Source organism: Amycolatopsis sp. NPDC041971, from assembly GCF_055588925.1.
This window is the reverse complement of sequence record NZ_JBVJCE010000010.1, coordinates 123,031-140,004: the sequence shown is the minus strand read 5'-3', so window position 1 is coordinate 140,004 and position 16,974 is coordinate 123,031. Positions and strand designations below refer to the sequence as shown.

The following is a 16,974-nucleotide window of genomic DNA, read 5'->3' as shown; positions in this document are numbered from 1 at the left end:
GAGGTCCCATCATCGGATGACGTCGTAGACCAGCTTCTGGACGCCGTTGGAGTAAGCCTCGCTCTCGACGAGCTTGAGGTTCTGTTTGTCCTTGTCGGTGTCGCTGAAGAGCTTCTTGCCCGCACCGAGCAGCACCGGGAACAGCAGCAGGTGGTAGCGGTCGATCAGCCCGGCGTCGGCGAGGTTCCGGTTCAGTCCCGCGCTGCCGTGAAGGCTGATCGGCCCACCCTCGGTCTCCTTGAGCTTCGCGACGTCGTCGAGCGAGCGCAGGATCGTGGTCTCGCCCCAGTTGCCGACGAGGTCTTCCTCCCGCAGGGTGGTCGAAACGACGTACTTCGGCATCGCGTTGTAGCCGGCGAATTCCTCCGTCATGGCCGGCCAAACCGGCGCGAACGCCTGATAGCTGACCCGGCCCATCATCATCGCCGTGGCCTCGCCCTGCTCACGGCTCTTGAGCTCGTAAGCCGCTTCGTCGAACTCGATGCCGTCGAAGGTCCAGCCGGAGTTGCGGTAGCCCGGCTCCCCGCCGGGCCCCTCGACGACACCGTCGAGCGAGACGAACGCGGTGGCGATCAGGGTGCGCATCTGGTTTCTCCTTGGTCGTTCCGAACTGCTTTCGACATTACGTCGACCGGGGAACGACGGATTCGACACCGAGCCGGAGAAAGTTTCAGCCTTCGGCGTCGCGGACCAAAAGGGCGATCTGGACCCGGTTCTCGACGCCGAGTTTCGCGAGCATGCTGCTGGTGTGGGCCTTCACCGTCGCGACGGTGATGGCCAGCCGTCGCGCGACGTCGGTGTTGGACAGCCCTTCGGCGATGGCGCTCGCGGTCTCGCGTTCGCGGTCGGTCAGGGTGGCCAGCAGTTCGCGGGCGGTCTCGCGGGACGCCCGGCGCGCGTCGGACGAGTGCGGCCCGGTGGCCGCGGCGATCAGGCGGGCCGTGGCGGCGGGCGAAAGCGCGGGTTCCCCGGTGGCGACCGTCCGGATCGCCGCCAGTATCCGGGGCGGCGGGGTGTCCTTGAGTACGAAGCCGAGCGCGCCGACGCGCAGCGCGCCGAGCACCATCTCGTCCGAGTCGAAGGTGGTCAGCACCAAAATCCGGGGCGGATCCGGGCGGCGGAGGATCTCCTCGGTCGCGCTCAGCCCGTCGCGGCCGGGCATCCGGACGTCCATCAGGACGACGTCGGGCCGCTGCTCCCCCACCACGGTGATCGCGGTGTCGCCGTCGGTGGCCTCGCCGACCACGACGAGGTCGGGTTCACCGTCCACGATGAGCCGCAGCGCCATCCGCACCAGGTGTTCGTCGTCGACGAGTACGACCCGCACCCGCTCGTTGTCCATTCATTCGCTCCCTTCGCGGACCGGCCACGGCAACCGCGCGGCGAGGACGAATCCGCCGCCGGGCTCCGGGTGGTGGTCCAGTTCGCCGCCTGCCAGCCCGACCCGCTCGGCGAGGCCGAGCAGGCCGTATCCCGACACGGGCGGGCCCGCGATCGCCCGTGCCGCACCGGAATCCCGGACCGTCGCCCGCACGCCGTCACCCGCTTTCCCCTCGACGGTGACGACCACTTCGGCGCCCGGCGCGTGTTTGCCCGCGTTGGTCAGCCCTTCCTGCACGATCCGGTAGACGGTCCTCGCGATCGAGTCGGGCGGTTCACCCGAGGTCGTGACCGTCAAGGTGACGTCCAGTCCCAGCGCCCGCGCGTCCGCGACGAGCGCGGGCAGGTCGGCGAGCGAACGCTGCGGCGGTTCCAGTTCGTCCGGGCCCGCGCGGAGCACGCCGAGGACGTCGCGCAGTTCCTCCAGCGCCTGATGGGAGCCGTCGGCGATGCCGCGGGCCAGTTCCGCGACCTGGTCGGCGGGCAGATCGGGGCGGTGCCCCAGCACTCCGGCCTGCATGGCGACCAGGGAAACCCGGTGCGCGAGGACGTCGTGCATCTCGCGGGCGATCCGGTGCCGCTCCATGATCCGTGCCTCGGCCGCCCGCGCGGCCTGCTCCCGTTCCGCGCTTTCGACCCGTTCCCGCAGGGATCGCACCTCCTCCCGGCGCGCGCCGATCGCGGCGCCCACGGCCACCACGATGCCCACCATCAGGGCGGGGAGGCCGATCAGCAGCCACAGCGGCGCCGGTACCTCCCGCTGGGGGTAGAGGCCGACGGTCAGCACCGCCGTGACCACGGACAACACCGCCGCCACCGCCGTTTCGGCCGGCCGCCGCCGGGCGGCCAGCGAACAGAGCGCCAGCAGCGCCGCGCCGGCCGCCAGTACCGACGCCGTCGAGGCGAGGATGACCGCGGTCGTGACCACGGCCGGAAAGCGACGACGCCACAGCAGGGCGATCAGGCAGACGAGTGCGATCAGCGGGTCACCGGTGGTCAGCCAGTCGACCCTCGGGCCCGTCGCACCCTCCGGCAGTTGCGACGCAGTGACGAGCCAAAGCAGCACTCCCAGCGCGGCCGCGGCGAGCAGACGCCATGCCTGCCCCCAGGGAGGGACGGGCGGCTGGGCGTCGTTGATCACCGGCTCATCATGGTCGACCCGTCCGCGGTGGCGCAGCCGGACACAGGAGGATCCGGGCCCCGACCTCGGTCGCGACCGAGGTCGACTTTGGTCGGACGCGAAGCGCGACGCGCCGCCGATGTGCTCCCGGAGCAGTGACGGCGATGCTGGGGCCCGACCGCGAAACAGGAGGTAGGAAGCATGACCAAGGGCGGCTGTCTGGGGCTGCGAATAGTCGGGATGGTGACCGTCGCCGTCTTCGCGCAGGCCGCCATCCGCAGCCTTTTCGATCACTCCGCGACCCAGTTGTGGGGCACTTTCGACTGGGTACCCGGTGAATGGGCTGGCAGATTGCTCGTATTCCTGCTGCTCGTGGCCGCCGGAACCGTCTTGGCGGGCTGGGCGCACGACCGCGGCAAACAAGCGTCCCGCTAGGAGGACGCCGGTCCGCTAGGATCCGCAGCCGGGCGAGCTCCGTCTACATCGGACGGAATCGCGGGGCTGGTCGAGCGCGGGAGAGTGCATGGCGGACGGAGTCGGCTCGCTTCCGGGGTGGCCTGCCGATCCCACGGAAGTGACCAGCTACGTCGGCCGCGACGTCGAGACCGGCGAAGCGCGGCGCCTGCTGGAAACGTCGTCGCTGGTCACGCTGACCGGACCCGGCGGTGTCGGCAAGACGAGACTGGCGTGGCGGATCGCCGCGGCCCACCGCGAGGCGACCGCCGACGACGTCGCCTTCGTTTCGCTCGCCGAGCTGCGGGAACCCGCGTTGCTGGTGCCGACCGTGGCGAACGTGCTCGGCTTCGGCGACCGCTCGGCGAAACCGGCCATCGAGGTGGTCGTCGAGGCACTCCAGGCGAGCCGGTTACTGCTGGTGCTGGACAACTGCGAGCATCTGGTCGACAGCTGCGCCTGGTTCGCCGACACCGTGGTCCGCTCCTGTCCTCAGGTGACCGTGCTGGCCACGAGCAGGCAGTCGCTCGGGGTGGCGGGCGAGCGGGTCCTGCCGGTGCCGCCGCTGGCGATACCGGAACCGGGCGACTCCTTCGAACGCGCGATGAACGACGAGTCCGTGCGGCTGTTCGTGGACCGCGCGACCGCGGTCGCGCCGTCGTTCCGGCTCACCGAGGAGGACACCGAGCCGCTGATCCGGCTGTGCCGCAGGCTCGACGGGCTGCCGCTGGCCATCGAACTGGCCGCCGTCCGCGCGCGGGCGTTGTCCCTGCGCCAGCTGGCCGACCGGCTGGACCGGCAGTTCTCCGTGCTCGCCAAGGATCGGCGGGGGCGGCCGGAGCGGCACGAGACCATGCGGGCCCTGGTCGGCTGGAGCCATGACCTGTGCACCGGGCCCGAACGCCTGCTGTGGGCGCGTGCGTCGGTGTTCTCCGGCAGCTTCGACCTCGACGCGGCCGAGCAGGTCTGTTCCGGCGGCGAACTGCCGTGTGAACGGGTCCTCGAAGTCGTCGACGGGCTGCTGGACAAATCCATCCTGCTGCGCGAGGAATACCCCGGCGGCGTGCGGTACCGCATGCTGGAATCGGTACGCGAGTACGGCGTCGACAGGCTCAATGAGACGGGCGGGACGGCGGAGTTCCGGAAACGGCACCGGGACTGGTTCGCCGAACTCGCCGGCCGGTACGCCACGGAATGGCTGGAGACCGATCAGCTCGGCTGGATCGGACGGCTCCGGCGCGAGCACGCGAATCTGCGCGTCGCCCTCGATTACTGCACCGGCGATCCGGAGGACGCGGTCGTCGGGCTGCGGATGTTGCGCGACGTCAAGGAGTTCTGGATCGTCCGCGGGCTGAACACCGAAGGCCGGATGTGGGTCCGCCGTCTAGACGAGGTCGCGGCACCGGGTGTCCCGGAGCGGGCGCACGGGCTGTGGCTCTCGGGTTTCCTGGCCTTGGTGCAAGGCGACCTGCCCGCTCATCGGTGCATGCTGGACAGGGCGGCCGTCGAAGCCGAGGCGAGCGGCGACGACCTCGCCGCCGCGTACGTGCTCCACGTCCGCGCCTACGCCGCGCTGATCGGCAACGACATGGCCGAGGCGTCGCGCCTGTTCGGCACGGCCATCGACCTGTTCCGCACCCACGGCGACGAGGGCGCGGACCTCTGGGCGAGCTACAACCACGGGCTGGCCGTCTGGCTGAACGGCGACATCGACCGCGGCCGGGCGGTGCTCGCGGAAGCAGTGGAGCGCTGCGAGCGACGGGGTGAGGTCTTCTGGCGGGGATGGGCACTGTGGTCGCGCGCCGCCGCCGAGTACCTCCAGGGTGATCTCGCGGTGGCGAGCCACTGCTGCGAGCAGGTTCTGCGCCTGCACGCCCAGGTCAACGACCGGGTCGTCGTCGGGTTCACGCTCACCGTCCTGGCGGGCTGCGCGGCCCGCACCGGACGTCCCAGCCGGGCAGCGATCCTGCAGGGCGCCTCGATGAACGTCTGGCGCACGGTGGGCGCGTGGCCGACGCGGTACGAGGCGTTCACCGAACCGATGCAGGCCGACACCGAGGTTGTGACGGCGGCGCTGGGCTGGGAGGTCGCGGTCAAGGAGTTCGCCGACGGCGCCGCGATGTCCACCGCCGACGCCATCGTCTACGCCCTCGAGGAGTGGGCCCCCGAGCCACGGAAAAAGGCCGCGCAGGTGCTCACCAAACGCGAGACCGAGATCGCGCACGTGATCGCCGAAGGGCTGACGAACCAGGAGATCGCCGACCGGCTCGGCATCGCCCGGCGCACGGTCGACACCCATATCGACCACATCCTCACCAAACTCGGCTACGCCAACCGCGTTCAGGTCGCCACCTGGGTGACCCGGACGGCCGAGCCCGCGTGAGCATCACGCCGCCCTGATCGGGGTGGTCGCCCCCGCCGGTTCGGGCGTGAGCAGCTCCACGCGCAAGGCGATCCGCAGATCCAGCCGTGTCTGCGGGTCGTCGAGCCGGGAGCCGAACAGGACCCGCAGCCGGCGGAGGCGGTTGCGGACCGTCTGCGGATGGACGCCGAGGTTCTCCGCGATCTCGGGCGCCCCGCCGCGGGCGGCGAGCATGGCGTCGAGGGTCTCAGCCAGTTTGGTGCGTTCGTTCGCGGGCAGATCGGCGATCGGCGCCAGGCTGCGCGTGACGAGCGCGGAGGTGAGCACCTCGTCGGCGAACAGCCAGTGCGTGGTCAGGTGGTCCGACCAGCGCACGAGGGGGCCGTCCTCGATCACCTCGCGGCGGACCAGTTCCAGCGTCCGACGGGCCCAGCGCAGGGACACCGCGGCTTCGGCGGGCGCCACCGCGGGCCCGACCGCCGCCCGGGTCCCCGCCAGGACACCGCTGATCTCGACGTCGTCGGGCACGAGGAGATGCGGGTACTCGCCCGCGAGGTCGGCAAGTACCTCCGGGCCGAACGAGGCGCGGACCGCGCCGGGCTCGGCGGCGATGGCCACCACCCGGGCGGGCGGCACCCAGCCCGCCTCCGCCGCCAGCGCCGCCCACTTCGCGGGCGGGCGGCCGCTCAAAAGCTCCCGCAGCAGGTCTCGGCGCAACTCGGCCACCGAAGGCGTGTGCGCGGCGCGATAGGCCGCGGTCGACAGCCGGATCAGGACGTCGGCGCAGCGGAGCAGGGCCTCGACCCCGCTGTCCATTACGGCCGAGCCTGCCCCGGGCAGCCGTGACAGCGACGCCAGCGCGGGCAAGGCGGACCGGCCCGCCGAGTGGTACGCCCGGGACAGCCGCTCCAAGCCCTTACCCGCCGCGTACTCGGCGACACCGACCTGCCGGAAGGCGTCCGCACCGGCGGCGATGCCCAGCGCGGAGTTCATCCTGTCGTGTTCCAGTACGGAGGCGACGAACTCCGTGGCGCGCGCGTCGAACAGCGACGCGTGCTCGGGCAGCGAATGCCGGATCCCGTCGACGACCACGCGGGCGATCACGAGGGCGGCGGAACGGGCCGGGGCATGGGACGCGGTCAGGGTCATCATCGACCTCCGGAGCAGCGGGAATCGTCGGGTCGCCGAGTCTGCTACTCCGGAGTAGCGGGCACATCGGGTGAATTACGTACTTGCACCCATCCGGCCTACATGTCACCCATTCGTGGTGGTCACCGAGGCCTTGTGGTGGTGCGCAACTGGCGGTCTCGCGTGACTGAGTGGACGGCACGTGTACTTGGAGGGACGACACGCGTGCGACCGCCTTCCGCCGCGAGTCGTCCATCCAGACACGTCTGCCGTCCATCCGGACACGCGAAGCCGCCATTCGCGCACCGGCCCGGCCTACTCGCAAACGGCTCCGTGCGCGGCGCTGCGGACGACCTTGGCGTACTTGCCGAGCACCCCGCGCGTGTACGCCGGGGGTTTGGGCGTCCAGCCCTCCCGGCGGGCCTCGACGTCGTCGATCTCGACCTCGAGCGTCCGGTTCGCGACGTCAAGGGTGATCGGGTCGCCGTCGCGCACGAACGCGATCGGCCCGGCATCGACGGCTTCCGGCGCGATGTGGCCGACGCAGAGGCCGGTCGTGCCGCCGCTGAACCGGCCGTCGGTGATCAGCAGAACGTCCTTCCCGAGTCCGGCGCCCTTGATCGCCCCGGTGATGGCGAGCATCTCGCGCATCCCGGGCCCGCCCTTCGGGCCTTCGTACCGGATGACCACGACGTCGCCGGCGACGATCCGGCCCTCGGCGAGCGCGTCGAGGGCGGCGCGTTCGCCGTCGAACACCCGCGCGGTGCCGGTGAACGTCGATTCGTCGAAGCCCGCCGACTTCACCACCGCGCCTTCGGGCGCCAGCGATCCCTTGAGGATGGTCAGCCCGCCGGTCTGGTGGATCGGGCGGTCGAGCGGGCGGATGATCTCGCCGTCGATCCCCGCGGGCGCGATGCCTTCGAGGTTCTCGGCCATGGTCTTGCCGGTCACAGTGAGCACGTCGCCGTGCATGAGCCCGGCGTCGAGCAGCGCCTTCATCACCACGGGGATGCCGCCGACCTTGTCGACGTCGTTCATCACATACTTCCCGAACGGTTTGAGGTCGCCGAGGTGCGGGACCTTGTCGCCGATGCGGTTGAAGTCGTCGATGCGCAGGTCGACCTCCGCCTCGCGGGCGATCGCGAGCAGGTGGAGGACGGCGTTGGTCGAACCGCCCAGCGCCATCACGACGGCGATCGCGTTCTCGAACGCCTCCATGGTCATGACCTGCCGGGCGGTGATGCCCTGGCGGAGCATCCCGACGACGGCCTCTCCCGACCGGTGGGCGAACCCGTCACGGCGCCGGTCGACGGCGGGCGGGGCGGCCGATCCGGGCAGTGACATGCCGAGCGCCTCGGCCACCGACGCCATCGTGTTGGCGGTGTACATGCCACCGCAAGCGCCTTCGCCGGGGCAGATCGCGCGTTCGATCTTGTCCACTTCGGCGCGGGTGATCTTGCCTGCCAGGCAAGCGCCGACAGCCTCGAAGGCGTCGATGATCGTGACGTCCCGGCCGTCGACCTGACCGGGCATGATCGAGCCGGCGTAGAGGAAGACGGAGGCGAGGTCGAGCCGGGCCGCGGCCATGAGCATGCCCGGCAGCGATTTGTCACAACCCGCCAGCAGCACGGAGCCGTCGAGCCGCTCGGCCATCATCACCGTTTCGACCGAGTCGGCGATCACCTCGCGGGACACCAGGGAGAAGTGCATTCCCTCGTGTCCCATGGAGATCCCGTCGGACACCGAGATCGTGCCGAACTCCAGCGGGTAGCCGCCCGCCGCGTGCACACCGTTCTTGACCGCCTTGGCCAGCCGGTCGAGTGAGAGGTTGCACGGGGTGATCTCATTCCACGAGGACGCCACCCCGATCTGCGGTTTGGCGAAGTCGTCGTCGCCCATCCCGACCGCGCGGAGCATCCCGCGGGCCGCCGCGCGCTCCAGACCGTCGGTCACATCGCGTGAACGAGGTTTCAAATCCGGCTGGTCTTGCGGCATCGGAACACCTTTCTTAGTGGTGGGACACGGGGCACGCTGCCAACCGGACGCGCCCGGCGCAACTCACCGCTCCGCATCCGGCCCACGGTGCGGCGCTCCCCGGTGCAGCGCCACCCGCGTGATCGCGTGATGCTCCACGCCGAGCACCTCGGCCGTCCAGCCGGCGAGCACCACCCGGTCGCCCGGTTTCTCCGGGATCCTGCCGAGGATCACGAGGATCAGCCCCGCGATCGTCGCGTACTCCCCCGGCGGCGTGTCCCGCAGTTCGACCCCTACATCGACGAGGTCGTGCACCGGGAACGTACCGGGCAGGACCAGCGAACCGTCGTTGCCGTCGCGTACGGCCAGCACGTCGCGGTCGGTCTCGTCGTAGATCTCGCCGACGATCTCCTCCAGCAGATCTTCCAGCGTGACCATGCCCGCGACGGCGCCGTGCTCGTCGACGACGAGCGCCATCTGCTCCCGCTCGGCCTTGAAACTCCGCAGCGCGTCCGACACCCGCAGCGAGTCGGGGAACACCACCGCCGGTCTGACGGCCTCGGCGAGGTCTTCGTGGTCGCCGAGCAGATCGCGTAACTGCACGACACCGACGACGTCGTCCAGATGGCCGCCGCGGGCGACCGGCGCCCGGGAATGGCCGGACTCGGCCAGCTGCCTGCGCGCGGAAAGCAGGTCCAGCTCGGCCGGGAGCGTCAGCACCATACGGCGGGGGACGAGCACTTCCCGCAGCCGTCGTTCGTGGATCTCCAAGGCGCCGTTGATGATCATGCGCTGCTCGGCGTTCAGGCCGCGTTGCGCCGAGACCAGCTCCCGCAGCTCCTCCGGCGACATCTGATCCGGATCGGCTTCCGCCCGGCCGCCCAGCATCCGCACGACGAAGTTCGTCGACACGCTCAGCGCCCACACCACGGGTCTCGAGATCGCCGACAACAGGTTCAGCGGCCGCGCGACCAGCAACGCCCACCGCAGCGCGTACTGCATGGCCAGCCGTTTGGGCGCCAGCTCCCCGAGCACGAGGGTCAGAAAGGTCAAGACGATGGTCACCAGCGCGACTGCCACCGCCCCGGCGGCGTCAGCAAGGAAGTCCAGCAGTGGCACCAGGGGCTGGGCGAGGGACACCGCGGCCGTCGCCGAGGCCAGGAATCCGGCGAGCGTGATGCCGATCTGGATCGTCGCCAGGAAGCGATTCGGGTCGCGGGCGAGCCGCACCAGCGTCCGGCTGGAGGCGCGGCCGTCCCGTTCCAATGCCCGCAACTGCCCCTCGCGCAACGAGATCAGCGCCATCTCGCTGCCCGCGAACACCGCGTTGACCACCACCAGCACCGCGACCAGCGCGATGTCGAACCCGTAGCCGCCCACAAGCACTCCCCGGCCCGCCGGAAGTGCAGAACACTACCGACGGGGAAGCGGGTCCGCAGCTATCGGAGCGGCTCGCTACTGACACGTCGTTCCGATACCTTCGGAGGACCCGCACGGACGGAGTCCTGATGTTCACACTCAAGACCGCTCCCGCCCGGAGTTTCCGGCGCCGGGCGGAGGAGATCGCCAAACCGGTCACCCGCTGGAGCATCGGCCACGCGCTCCCCCGCGTCGCACTGCGGGCAGCGGCACGCCGGGGCGATCTCCAGGGCAGGCTGTCGGTCGAGGCGAGCGGCGGAGCGGACCTGACCGGACTGTTCGACGAGATCCGCTCACACGGCGCCATCGCCACCACCCGGGTCGGGCACGTGACCACGCGGCATTCGGCGTGCAAGGAGATCCTGACCGACGACGCGTTCAAAACCGTGCGGTTCGTCCCGGACAACCCGCTGCTCAACCGGCTCGTCGCCTGGTCTTCGTCCGGGTTGATCCATCCGATAGAACCACCGTCGCTGCTCGCGAGCGAACCACCCGACCACACGCGTTACCGGAAACTGGTCACGCGCGTCTTCACCGCCCGCGCGGTCGAGCAACTACGGCACCGCACGCAGGCGATCACGGACGAACTGCTCGACAATCTCGATCCGGCGAACCCCGTCGATCTCGTCGAGCAGTACTGCGGTCTGTTGCCGGTCACCGTGATCAGCCAGATCCTCGGCGTCCCGCTCGAAGAACGGGACAAGGTGCTGGCGCTGGGCGGTGCCGCGGCCCCGAGTCTCGATCTCGGCCTGCCGTGGCGGACCTTCCGGACGGTCGAAGCGACCTTGGCCGAGTTCGACTCGTGGCTCACCCTGCATCTGGAAAAGCTGCGGGCGAACCCCGGCGACAATCTGCTCAGCAAGCTCATCGCCGCCCGCGAGGACGGGGTGGGCCTGACCGAGCGGGAACTCAAGGCCACCGCGGGACTGGTGCTGGCGGCCGGCTTCGAAACGACCGTCAACCTCCTCGGCAACGGCATCGCCCTGCTCACCCGGCATCCGGGCGAACTCGCGAAACTGCGGGCGGATCCGGACCTGTGGAGCAACGCCGTCGACGAGATCCTGCGCTACGACCCGCCCGTCCTGCTCACCGGCAGGCTCTGCGCGAGTGACACCGAGATCGGCGGGACACGCGTCGCCCGCGGCGCGATCGTCAGCACCGTGCTCGCGGGCGCCAACCGGGACCCGGAGATCTTCGACGACCCGGCCACCTTCGACGTCGAGCGGGCGAACGCGCGGGACCACGTGTCGTTCGGCGCCGGACGGCATTACTGTCTCGGCGCTTCGCTGGCGAGGATGGAAGGGGAGATCGGCCTGCGGTCGATCTTCGAACGCTTCCCCGACCTGCGGCTTCTCGACGGCGCGCGGCGGCGGCAGACCCGGATCCTGCGCGGATTCGAAACGCTTCCCGCCTCGCTCGCCTGACCGTTCTGTCGCCGTGAAGGGCTCGGGGAAGTACATGAAGGCCCTCTTCCTGTACCTAGGCGCAAGGAAGGGGTCCTTCAGGTACTGGGGAAGGCGTGAAGGTCGAGTTTCCTCGGCTGAGTCCCGTCGCTCCTACGCACTGGCCGGACGGCTCATGGCGTGTTCGAACAGGTCGGCCAGCTCGCGCGCGTAGGCCGCCACATCGGTGTCCGGCCGTGCCATCAGCTCCGCGGGGGCGGCCTCCATGGCGGCGATCACCGACACGGCCATGACCCGCGGTGAGAACCGCCGCAGCTCCCCCAGCCGCTGCCCCTCCCGGAACATGTCCTCCAGTTCTGCCAGCGTCTTCGCGTTCTGCTCTTCGAACCAGTTCCGGGCGGCCTCCGCATCCCTTGACGCCGAAGCGATCTGACCGATCGCGATGATCTCCTTCGGTCGCTCGGCGCAGTAGAAGACGAAGCCCTCGATGAGGGCACGCAGCGCGGCGGCATAGCTCTCGGCGCCCTCGGCCCGCGCGCTCAGCGCCCGGTCCATCGAGGTGTGCACAGTCAGCACGACCTGCTTCATCAGCTCTTCGCGTTTGGCGAAGTGGTACGTGATCAGCCCCGGGCTGATCCCCGCCCGCCGCGCGATCTGCACGAACGACGCCTTCGCGTAACCGATCTCCGCGATGGTCTCGATGGTCGCCGAGACGATCTGCGCGCGCCGCGCCTCCTCGATGAACGAGCGCCGCCCCTGTTCACCAGGCTCATTTTCTGGTTGCATGAACAGCAGCCTAGTTGAGCAACTAGCGAGAGGATAGTCATGATCAGTCGCAAGACGTTCTTGAAATCCGTCGCGGGAGCGGTGGCATTCGCGGGTCTCGGCGGGGGTATCGCCGAGGCGGCGGGCAGGCCTCGACGGCTACGAGGCGGGGTCGCCTATGACACCGGCGTCCTGCACGCCGCGGGCGATCCGCTGAGCCGGGTGCGCTGGAGCAGGGGGCAGCTGGAGCACGAGATCCGGGTGATCGCCGACGAGCTGCGCTGCCCGTCGATCACCGCGTTCGGCACCGACATCGGCAGGCTCGCCGAAACGACGTCCACCGCCCTGCGACGGGGGATGGAGGTGTACGTCCAGCCCCGGCTCTACGACCACCCCCAGGCTCAGGTTCTCGAGCATCTGGCCGAATCCGCCCGGCGGGCCGAGCGCCTTCGCCACGGCGACGACGTCAAGTTCGTCGCCGGATGCGAGCACTTCCTCTTCACCCCGGGCATCGTGCCGGGCGCGACCTTCCAGGAGCGGATCGCGAACATGGCCACCATCCCGCCGGAGGAATGGCCGAAGATCATGGACCGGCTGGCCGATTTCCTCGCGCGGGCGGCCGACGTCGCGCGCCGGAACTTCCGTGGCCGGATCACCTACGCCGCGATCGGCGGGATGGAACCGGTCGACTGGAACCTCTTCGACATCGTCGGAATCGACTATTACCCGTACTTCGCCACCGATGCCGAGTACACAAAGGACCTGGCCCAGTACCGGCGGTGGAACAAACCGGTGGTGGTGCTGGAGTTCGGTTCGTGCACGTACACCGGCGCCGCGCGGGCCGGCGGGATGGGCTGGGACATCGTCGACTACGAACAGGTCCCGCCCAGGGTCGAACCGGGCCATGTACGAAACGAACGCGAGCAGGCCGACCACCTCGCCCGGCTCTTGCGCGTGTTCGACGCGGCCGGACTCCAGGGCGCGCACGTCTACACATTCATCGCGCCGAACCTGGCGCATCATCCTTCCCGGCCGGAGTACGACTACGACATGGCGTCGTACGCCCTCGTGAAGACACTGCGTGAACGGCACCACGACGAGGGGGCGCCGTACCGGTTCGAGCGCAAGCGGTCGTTCGGCGCACTCGCCCGGCACAACCGCGGGCAAGCGGGCATTTCTACCGGACCGGCGACGGAAACCGGCCAGTGACCGCACGCCGGCGACTACGACGGTCGTCCGCGCGAACGCCGACGTCGTTTCCAGCCGAGGAGGTCGGCCGCTACGAAACGGGCGCGGTGGTCCCCGTCGATGTCGACCCGAGAACCCTTCTGTTTCGTCTCGCCGACTGACCTCGCGGGGAACATTGCCCGGCAGCATCGTATCGCTTATCGTATATGAAATTCGCCCCCCGACGCTGCGAGGTGACCTCGTGACCACCGCCACCGCCGACCCGACGACCACCACGGTCGCGCGAGATTTCACCGATTTCCGCACGGTGGTGTCGCAATCCTTCGTGCCGCTGCACGTGACGAGCGAGCACCGCGACCATTTCCGCGGCCGCATCCGCTCGTGCGGCGCCGACGACGTCCAGCTCACCGAGGTGACCGCGTCGGCGCACGTGGTCGAGCGGACGCCGGAGCTCATCGCCAGGGCGGACAGGCATTACTACAAGCTGAGCCTGATCCTGTCCGGGACCGGGCTGCTGGTGCAGGACAACCGCGAGGCGATGCTGCGCCCCGGTGACGTGGCGTTGTACGACACGCACCGGCCGTACACCCTGGCGTTCGAAGAAGATTTCCGCACGCTCGTGGTGATGTTCCCGCAGCGGCTCATCGATCTCCCCCGCGACCTGGTCGGCCAGCTGACCGCGGTGCCGATGTCGGGCAAACGGGGCATGGGCAACGTGGTGGTGCCCTTCCTCGCGCAACTCGGCAGCAACCTCGACCAGCTCGGCGGACCGGCGGGCGTCCGGCTCGCGCATACGGCGGTCGATCTGCTCGCCACGCTGTTCGCCAGCGAACTCGACCTCGCCCGCTCGAGCGCCGGACCGCACCACGAACTGATGCGCCGCGTCCTCGCCTACATCGACACGAACCTCTCCTCCACCGACCTCGGCCCCGCCCAGATCGCCGCCGAGCACTACATCTCCACCCGGCATCTGCACGGCCTCTTCCACGAACAGGGCACGACCGTCTCGAGCTGGATCCGCACCCGTCGCCTCGAACACTGCCGCCGCGAATTACTGGACCCCGTGCACACTTCGCGACCCGTCGCCGCCATCGCGGCGAAGTGGGGTTTCGTGGACGCGCCGCATTTCAGCCGGGTGTTCAAGACGGAATTCGGCCGCTCGCCGAGCGAACTGCGCCGCGGCTTGACCGTGAGCGATCGGTTGTTGCCGCCCAGCGCGTGACAGCTGGCCCTTTCAGTGCGGTCACCTCGACGATGACCGCATGCCCGAAGCACCCGAGGAACAGTGGCGCACCTATGACGAGTTCGCCGCCGGAATAGCCACCTACCGCCTGCCGAACGCGGACCTGTCGGGACGCGAGCTCACCGTCGCCCTCGACGACGGAACGACGCTCGCGCTGCGGTTCGAGGACGCCGAAACCGTCTCCTGCAACGGCATCGAGGATCCGTACGACGCGGTCGCCGTCCGGGAAGACGTTTTCTTCGTCAATCTCCCACATACCAGCGTGGAAGGTGAAGCACTCGCCGTCGTCTTCTCCACGACGACGCATCGCGCGCTCGCCGTGCGCTCGGTGATCGGCGCCGAAGACGTCGAAGGCGTTCCCCGTGTCTCTCAGACGTTCTGGTCCGGCACGACCGACGCGGGCGAGCCGACGGGCGAGGTACCGGGGCCGTCGCGCGATCTGATCGGCAAGCGCAACATCTACCGCTACAGCCCGGAACACCTTTACGAGCACGTGTACGTGTCTTCGCAACGCTATGCCTGGCAATGCCTCGAAGGTGTGCAGCGCGGACACGGGGACATGGACCTGTCGACGGTGTGGAAGTTCCAGGACGGACTCTACCTGTTCTGCTTCCGCGAATTCCGCATCGCCGTGGCCAGTGTGTGGCTGCACGACCTCGGCTACGCGCTCAAGACCACCGGCGTCTTCCTCGGCCTGACCGGCGACGGCCGGTCGGAGCACTCCCGCGCGGGCGGGCACATCTACCCACTCGGCGCCGTCGCCTATCCCGACGCGCAACCGGTTTAAGGAGTCTCAGTGTCCAATCTCGACATCATCGCCGCGCATTACGCCGCGAGCGACCGGGGTGACCTGGCGGGCATGCTGGCCCCGCTCGGCCCGGACACCACCTGGACGGAGGCGGCCGGTTTCCCTTACGCCGGAACCTACACCGGCCCGGAGGAGGTCCGGGACAACGTCTTCGGCGCGATCGCGAAGGACTGGGACGGCTACACCTTCACCCTGGGCGACTTGTTCGACGCCGGAGACACGGTGATCGGCCTCGGGACCTACCAGGGCAAGCACCGCGAGACCGGTCGCTCGTTCACCGCCCGGGTCGCGCACGTGTGGAGGTTCGACGGCGGCAAGGTCGTTTCGTTCGAGCAGATCGTCGACTCGGTACCCGTCGTCGACGCCATGAACGATTCGGGGAACCGGTGAAACCCGCGCGGCGCCTGGTCGCCCTCGCCGCCGCCGTCCTGCTCGCCACGGTGGGCTGTGCCGGGGCCGAAAGCGGTTCGAGCGGACCGATCGTGGTCGGTTCGGTCAACGCGCTGAGCGGCGCGGCCACCTTCCCCGAGGCCTCCCAAGCGGCCAAGGCGGTCTTCGACACGGCCAACGCGAGCGGCGGCGTGAACGGCAGGCAGATCGAGTACAAGGCCCTCGACGACAAGGGCGACCCGGCGGCCGCGGCCGCCGCGGCCCGTGAGGTCGTCGGCCGCGACGAAGCGGTGGCGCTCGTCGGCTCGTCGAGCCTCATCGAGTGCGAGATCAACAACAAGTACTACGAGCAGCAGAAGATCCTGTCCATGCAGGGCATCGGCGTGGACCCGGCGTGCTTCACCAGCCCCAACATCGCCCCGGTCAACGTCGGCCCGTACCACGACATGACGCTGACCCTGCTCTACGGCTCGGAAACGCTGAAGCTGAACGACATCTGCGCGCTGCTGGAGATCGCGGGCAACACGCTGCCGTCGTATCAGGCGGCCATCGACGAGTGGTCGGCCATCACCGGCAAGAAGCTCAAGTACCTCGACGCGACCGTGCCCTACGGCGGTTCCGACTACACCTCCTACATCGTCAAGGCCCGCAACGCCGGCTGCAAGGCGATCACGGTGAACCCGGTCGAGCCGGATTCCATCGGGCAGCTCAAGGCCGCCGCCGCGCAGGGCTGGAACGACGTCACGTGGCTGCTGCTCACCAGCGTCTACAGCGAGAATTACGCCAAGGCCATCACCAACGCCGGCGCCGGGGTCTACGTGCCTGCCGAGTTCTACCCGTTCACCGACTCGACCAGCCCGCAGAACAAGGATTGGCGCGAGCTGATGACCAAGAACAACATCCCGCTGACCTCGTTCAGCCAGGGCGGCTACCTGGCGGCGAAGTACTTCCTCGACGTCGTCAAGGGGATCAGCGGTGACATCACGCGTGAGTCGGTGACCAAGGCGCTGCGCGAGATGAAACCGATCACCGACCCCATGGTCGGCACGCCGTACGTCTTCGGCCCCGGCCAGAACCACCACGACAACACCGCGGGCTGGCCGATCAAGCTCGCCTCCGGCACCAACAAATGGGAGCTCGCGGCGAACGACTGGCTGCGGATTCCCAAGAAGTAACGGGAGGCGGCGTACGTGGTGGGTCGCGTGGGTCGTGGGGGGGGGGGGGGGGGGGGGGGGGGGGGGGGGGGGGGGGGGGAGGGAAGAAAAAGAACACACAAAACACAGCAAAACAGGAAGAAGGCGGGAGAGCGCCACTCCCTCAGAGGGACAAGAGAAAATACCC

General features: G+C 69.3%; 15 protein-coding genes. 8 read left to right on the top strand and 7 right to left on the bottom strand.

The window, feature by feature from the left end:
• Positions 1-9 precede the first annotated feature (9 nt).
• From ACZ6DT_RS20825 to ACZ6DT_RS20815, 3 genes are all read right to left on the bottom strand, one after another.
• Positions 10-585: a dihydrofolate reductase family protein gene (locus tag ACZ6DT_RS20825; RefSeq protein ID WP_465597534.1), complete on the bottom strand. Its 576-nt coding sequence runs from the start codon at positions 583-585 to the stop codon at positions 10-12.
• A gap of 85 nt (positions 586-670) precedes the next feature.
• Complete coding sequence (locus ACZ6DT_RS20820; protein ID WP_465597532.1) at positions 671-1,342, bottom strand: response regulator; 672 nt, start codon at positions 1,340-1,342, stop codon at positions 671-673.
• Positions 1,343-2,521 (bottom strand): sensor histidine kinase, encoded by a 1,179-nt coding sequence (locus tag ACZ6DT_RS20815; RefSeq protein ID WP_465597529.1) that lies wholly within the window; start codon positions 2,519-2,521, stop codon positions 1,343-1,345.
• Between the two features lie 180 nt (positions 2,522-2,701).
• Between ACZ6DT_RS20815 and ACZ6DT_RS20810 the strand changes: the two genes are divergently transcribed.
• On the top strand, positions 2,702-2,935 hold the full coding sequence (locus tag ACZ6DT_RS20810) for a hypothetical protein (protein ID WP_465597526.1): 234 nt from the start codon (positions 2,702-2,704) through the stop codon (positions 2,933-2,935).
• Between the two features lie 88 nt (positions 2,936-3,023).
• Entirely contained in the window at positions 3,024-5,336 is a 2,313-nt protein-coding gene (locus ACZ6DT_RS20805) for a LuxR C-terminal-related transcriptional regulator (RefSeq protein ID WP_465597523.1), read from the top strand.
• Positions 5,337-5,339: 3 nt separating this feature from the next.
• Here the strand turns inward: ACZ6DT_RS20805 and ACZ6DT_RS20800 are convergent, their stop codons facing one another.
• The 3 genes from ACZ6DT_RS20800 to ACZ6DT_RS20790 all read right to left on the bottom strand — a co-directional run bounded on the left by ACZ6DT_RS20800 (position 5,340) and on the right by ACZ6DT_RS20790 (position 9,797).
• A complete protein-coding gene (locus tag ACZ6DT_RS20800; RefSeq protein ID WP_465597520.1) occupies positions 5,340-6,467 on the bottom strand; it encodes a helix-turn-helix domain-containing protein in 1,128 nt (375 codons plus the stop codon).
• A 291-nt stretch (positions 6,468-6,758) separates the two neighbouring features.
• Positions 6,759-8,438, bottom strand: coding sequence for a dihydroxy-acid dehydratase (gene ilvD / locus ACZ6DT_RS20795; protein WP_465597517.1), 1,680 nt, complete (start codon positions 8,436-8,438; stop codon positions 6,759-6,761).
• Positions 8,439-8,501: 63 nt separating this feature from the next.
• On the bottom strand, positions 8,502-9,797 hold the full coding sequence (locus ACZ6DT_RS20790) for a hemolysin family protein (protein ID WP_465597514.1): 1,296 nt from the start codon (positions 9,795-9,797) through the stop codon (positions 8,502-8,504).
• Between the two features lie 128 nt (positions 9,798-9,925).
• On the opposite strand from ACZ6DT_RS20790, the gene ACZ6DT_RS20785 reads away from it, so the two are divergent.
• Positions 9,926-11,260, top strand: coding sequence for a cytochrome P450 (locus ACZ6DT_RS20785; RefSeq protein WP_465597511.1), 1,335 nt, complete (start codon positions 9,926-9,928; stop codon positions 11,258-11,260).
• A gap of 132 nt (positions 11,261-11,392) precedes the next feature.
• Here the strand turns inward: ACZ6DT_RS20785 and ACZ6DT_RS20780 are convergent, their stop codons facing one another.
• Positions 11,393-12,025, bottom strand: a complete 633-nt coding sequence (locus ACZ6DT_RS20780) for a TetR/AcrR family transcriptional regulator (RefSeq protein WP_465597508.1) — start codon at positions 12,023-12,025, stop codon at positions 11,393-11,395.
• Between the two features lie 39 nt (positions 12,026-12,064).
• Here ACZ6DT_RS20780 and ACZ6DT_RS20775 point away from each other — a divergent pair, with 39 nt between their 5' ends.
• The 5 genes from ACZ6DT_RS20775 to ACZ6DT_RS20755 all read left to right on the top strand — a co-directional run bounded on the left by ACZ6DT_RS20775 (position 12,065) and on the right by ACZ6DT_RS20755 (position 16,808).
• Positions 12,065-13,213 (top strand): abortive phage infection protein, encoded by a 1,149-nt coding sequence (locus tag ACZ6DT_RS20775; protein WP_465597505.1) that lies wholly within the window; start codon positions 12,065-12,067, stop codon positions 13,211-13,213.
• A gap of 220 nt (positions 13,214-13,433) precedes the next feature.
• Positions 13,434-14,414, top strand: a complete 981-nt coding sequence (locus ACZ6DT_RS20770) for an AraC-like ligand-binding domain-containing protein (RefSeq protein ID WP_465597502.1) — start codon at positions 13,434-13,436, stop codon at positions 14,412-14,414.
• A 40-nt stretch (positions 14,415-14,454) separates the two neighbouring features.
• Positions 14,455-15,222 (top strand): MoaF C-terminal domain-containing protein, encoded by a 768-nt coding sequence (locus tag ACZ6DT_RS20765; RefSeq protein WP_465597499.1) that lies wholly within the window; start codon positions 14,455-14,457, stop codon positions 15,220-15,222.
• Between the two features lie 9 nt (positions 15,223-15,231).
• Positions 15,232-15,633: a nuclear transport factor 2 family protein gene (locus ACZ6DT_RS20760; RefSeq protein WP_465597496.1), complete on the top strand. Its 402-nt coding sequence runs from the start codon at positions 15,232-15,234 to the stop codon at positions 15,631-15,633.
• Positions 15,630-16,808, top strand: a complete 1,179-nt coding sequence (locus ACZ6DT_RS20755; RefSeq protein WP_465597493.1) for an ABC transporter substrate-binding protein — start codon at positions 15,630-15,632, stop codon at positions 16,806-16,808. The genes ACZ6DT_RS20760 and ACZ6DT_RS20755 overlap by 4 nt, the downstream gene beginning before the upstream one ends.
• Positions 16,809-16,974 lie beyond the last annotated feature (166 nt).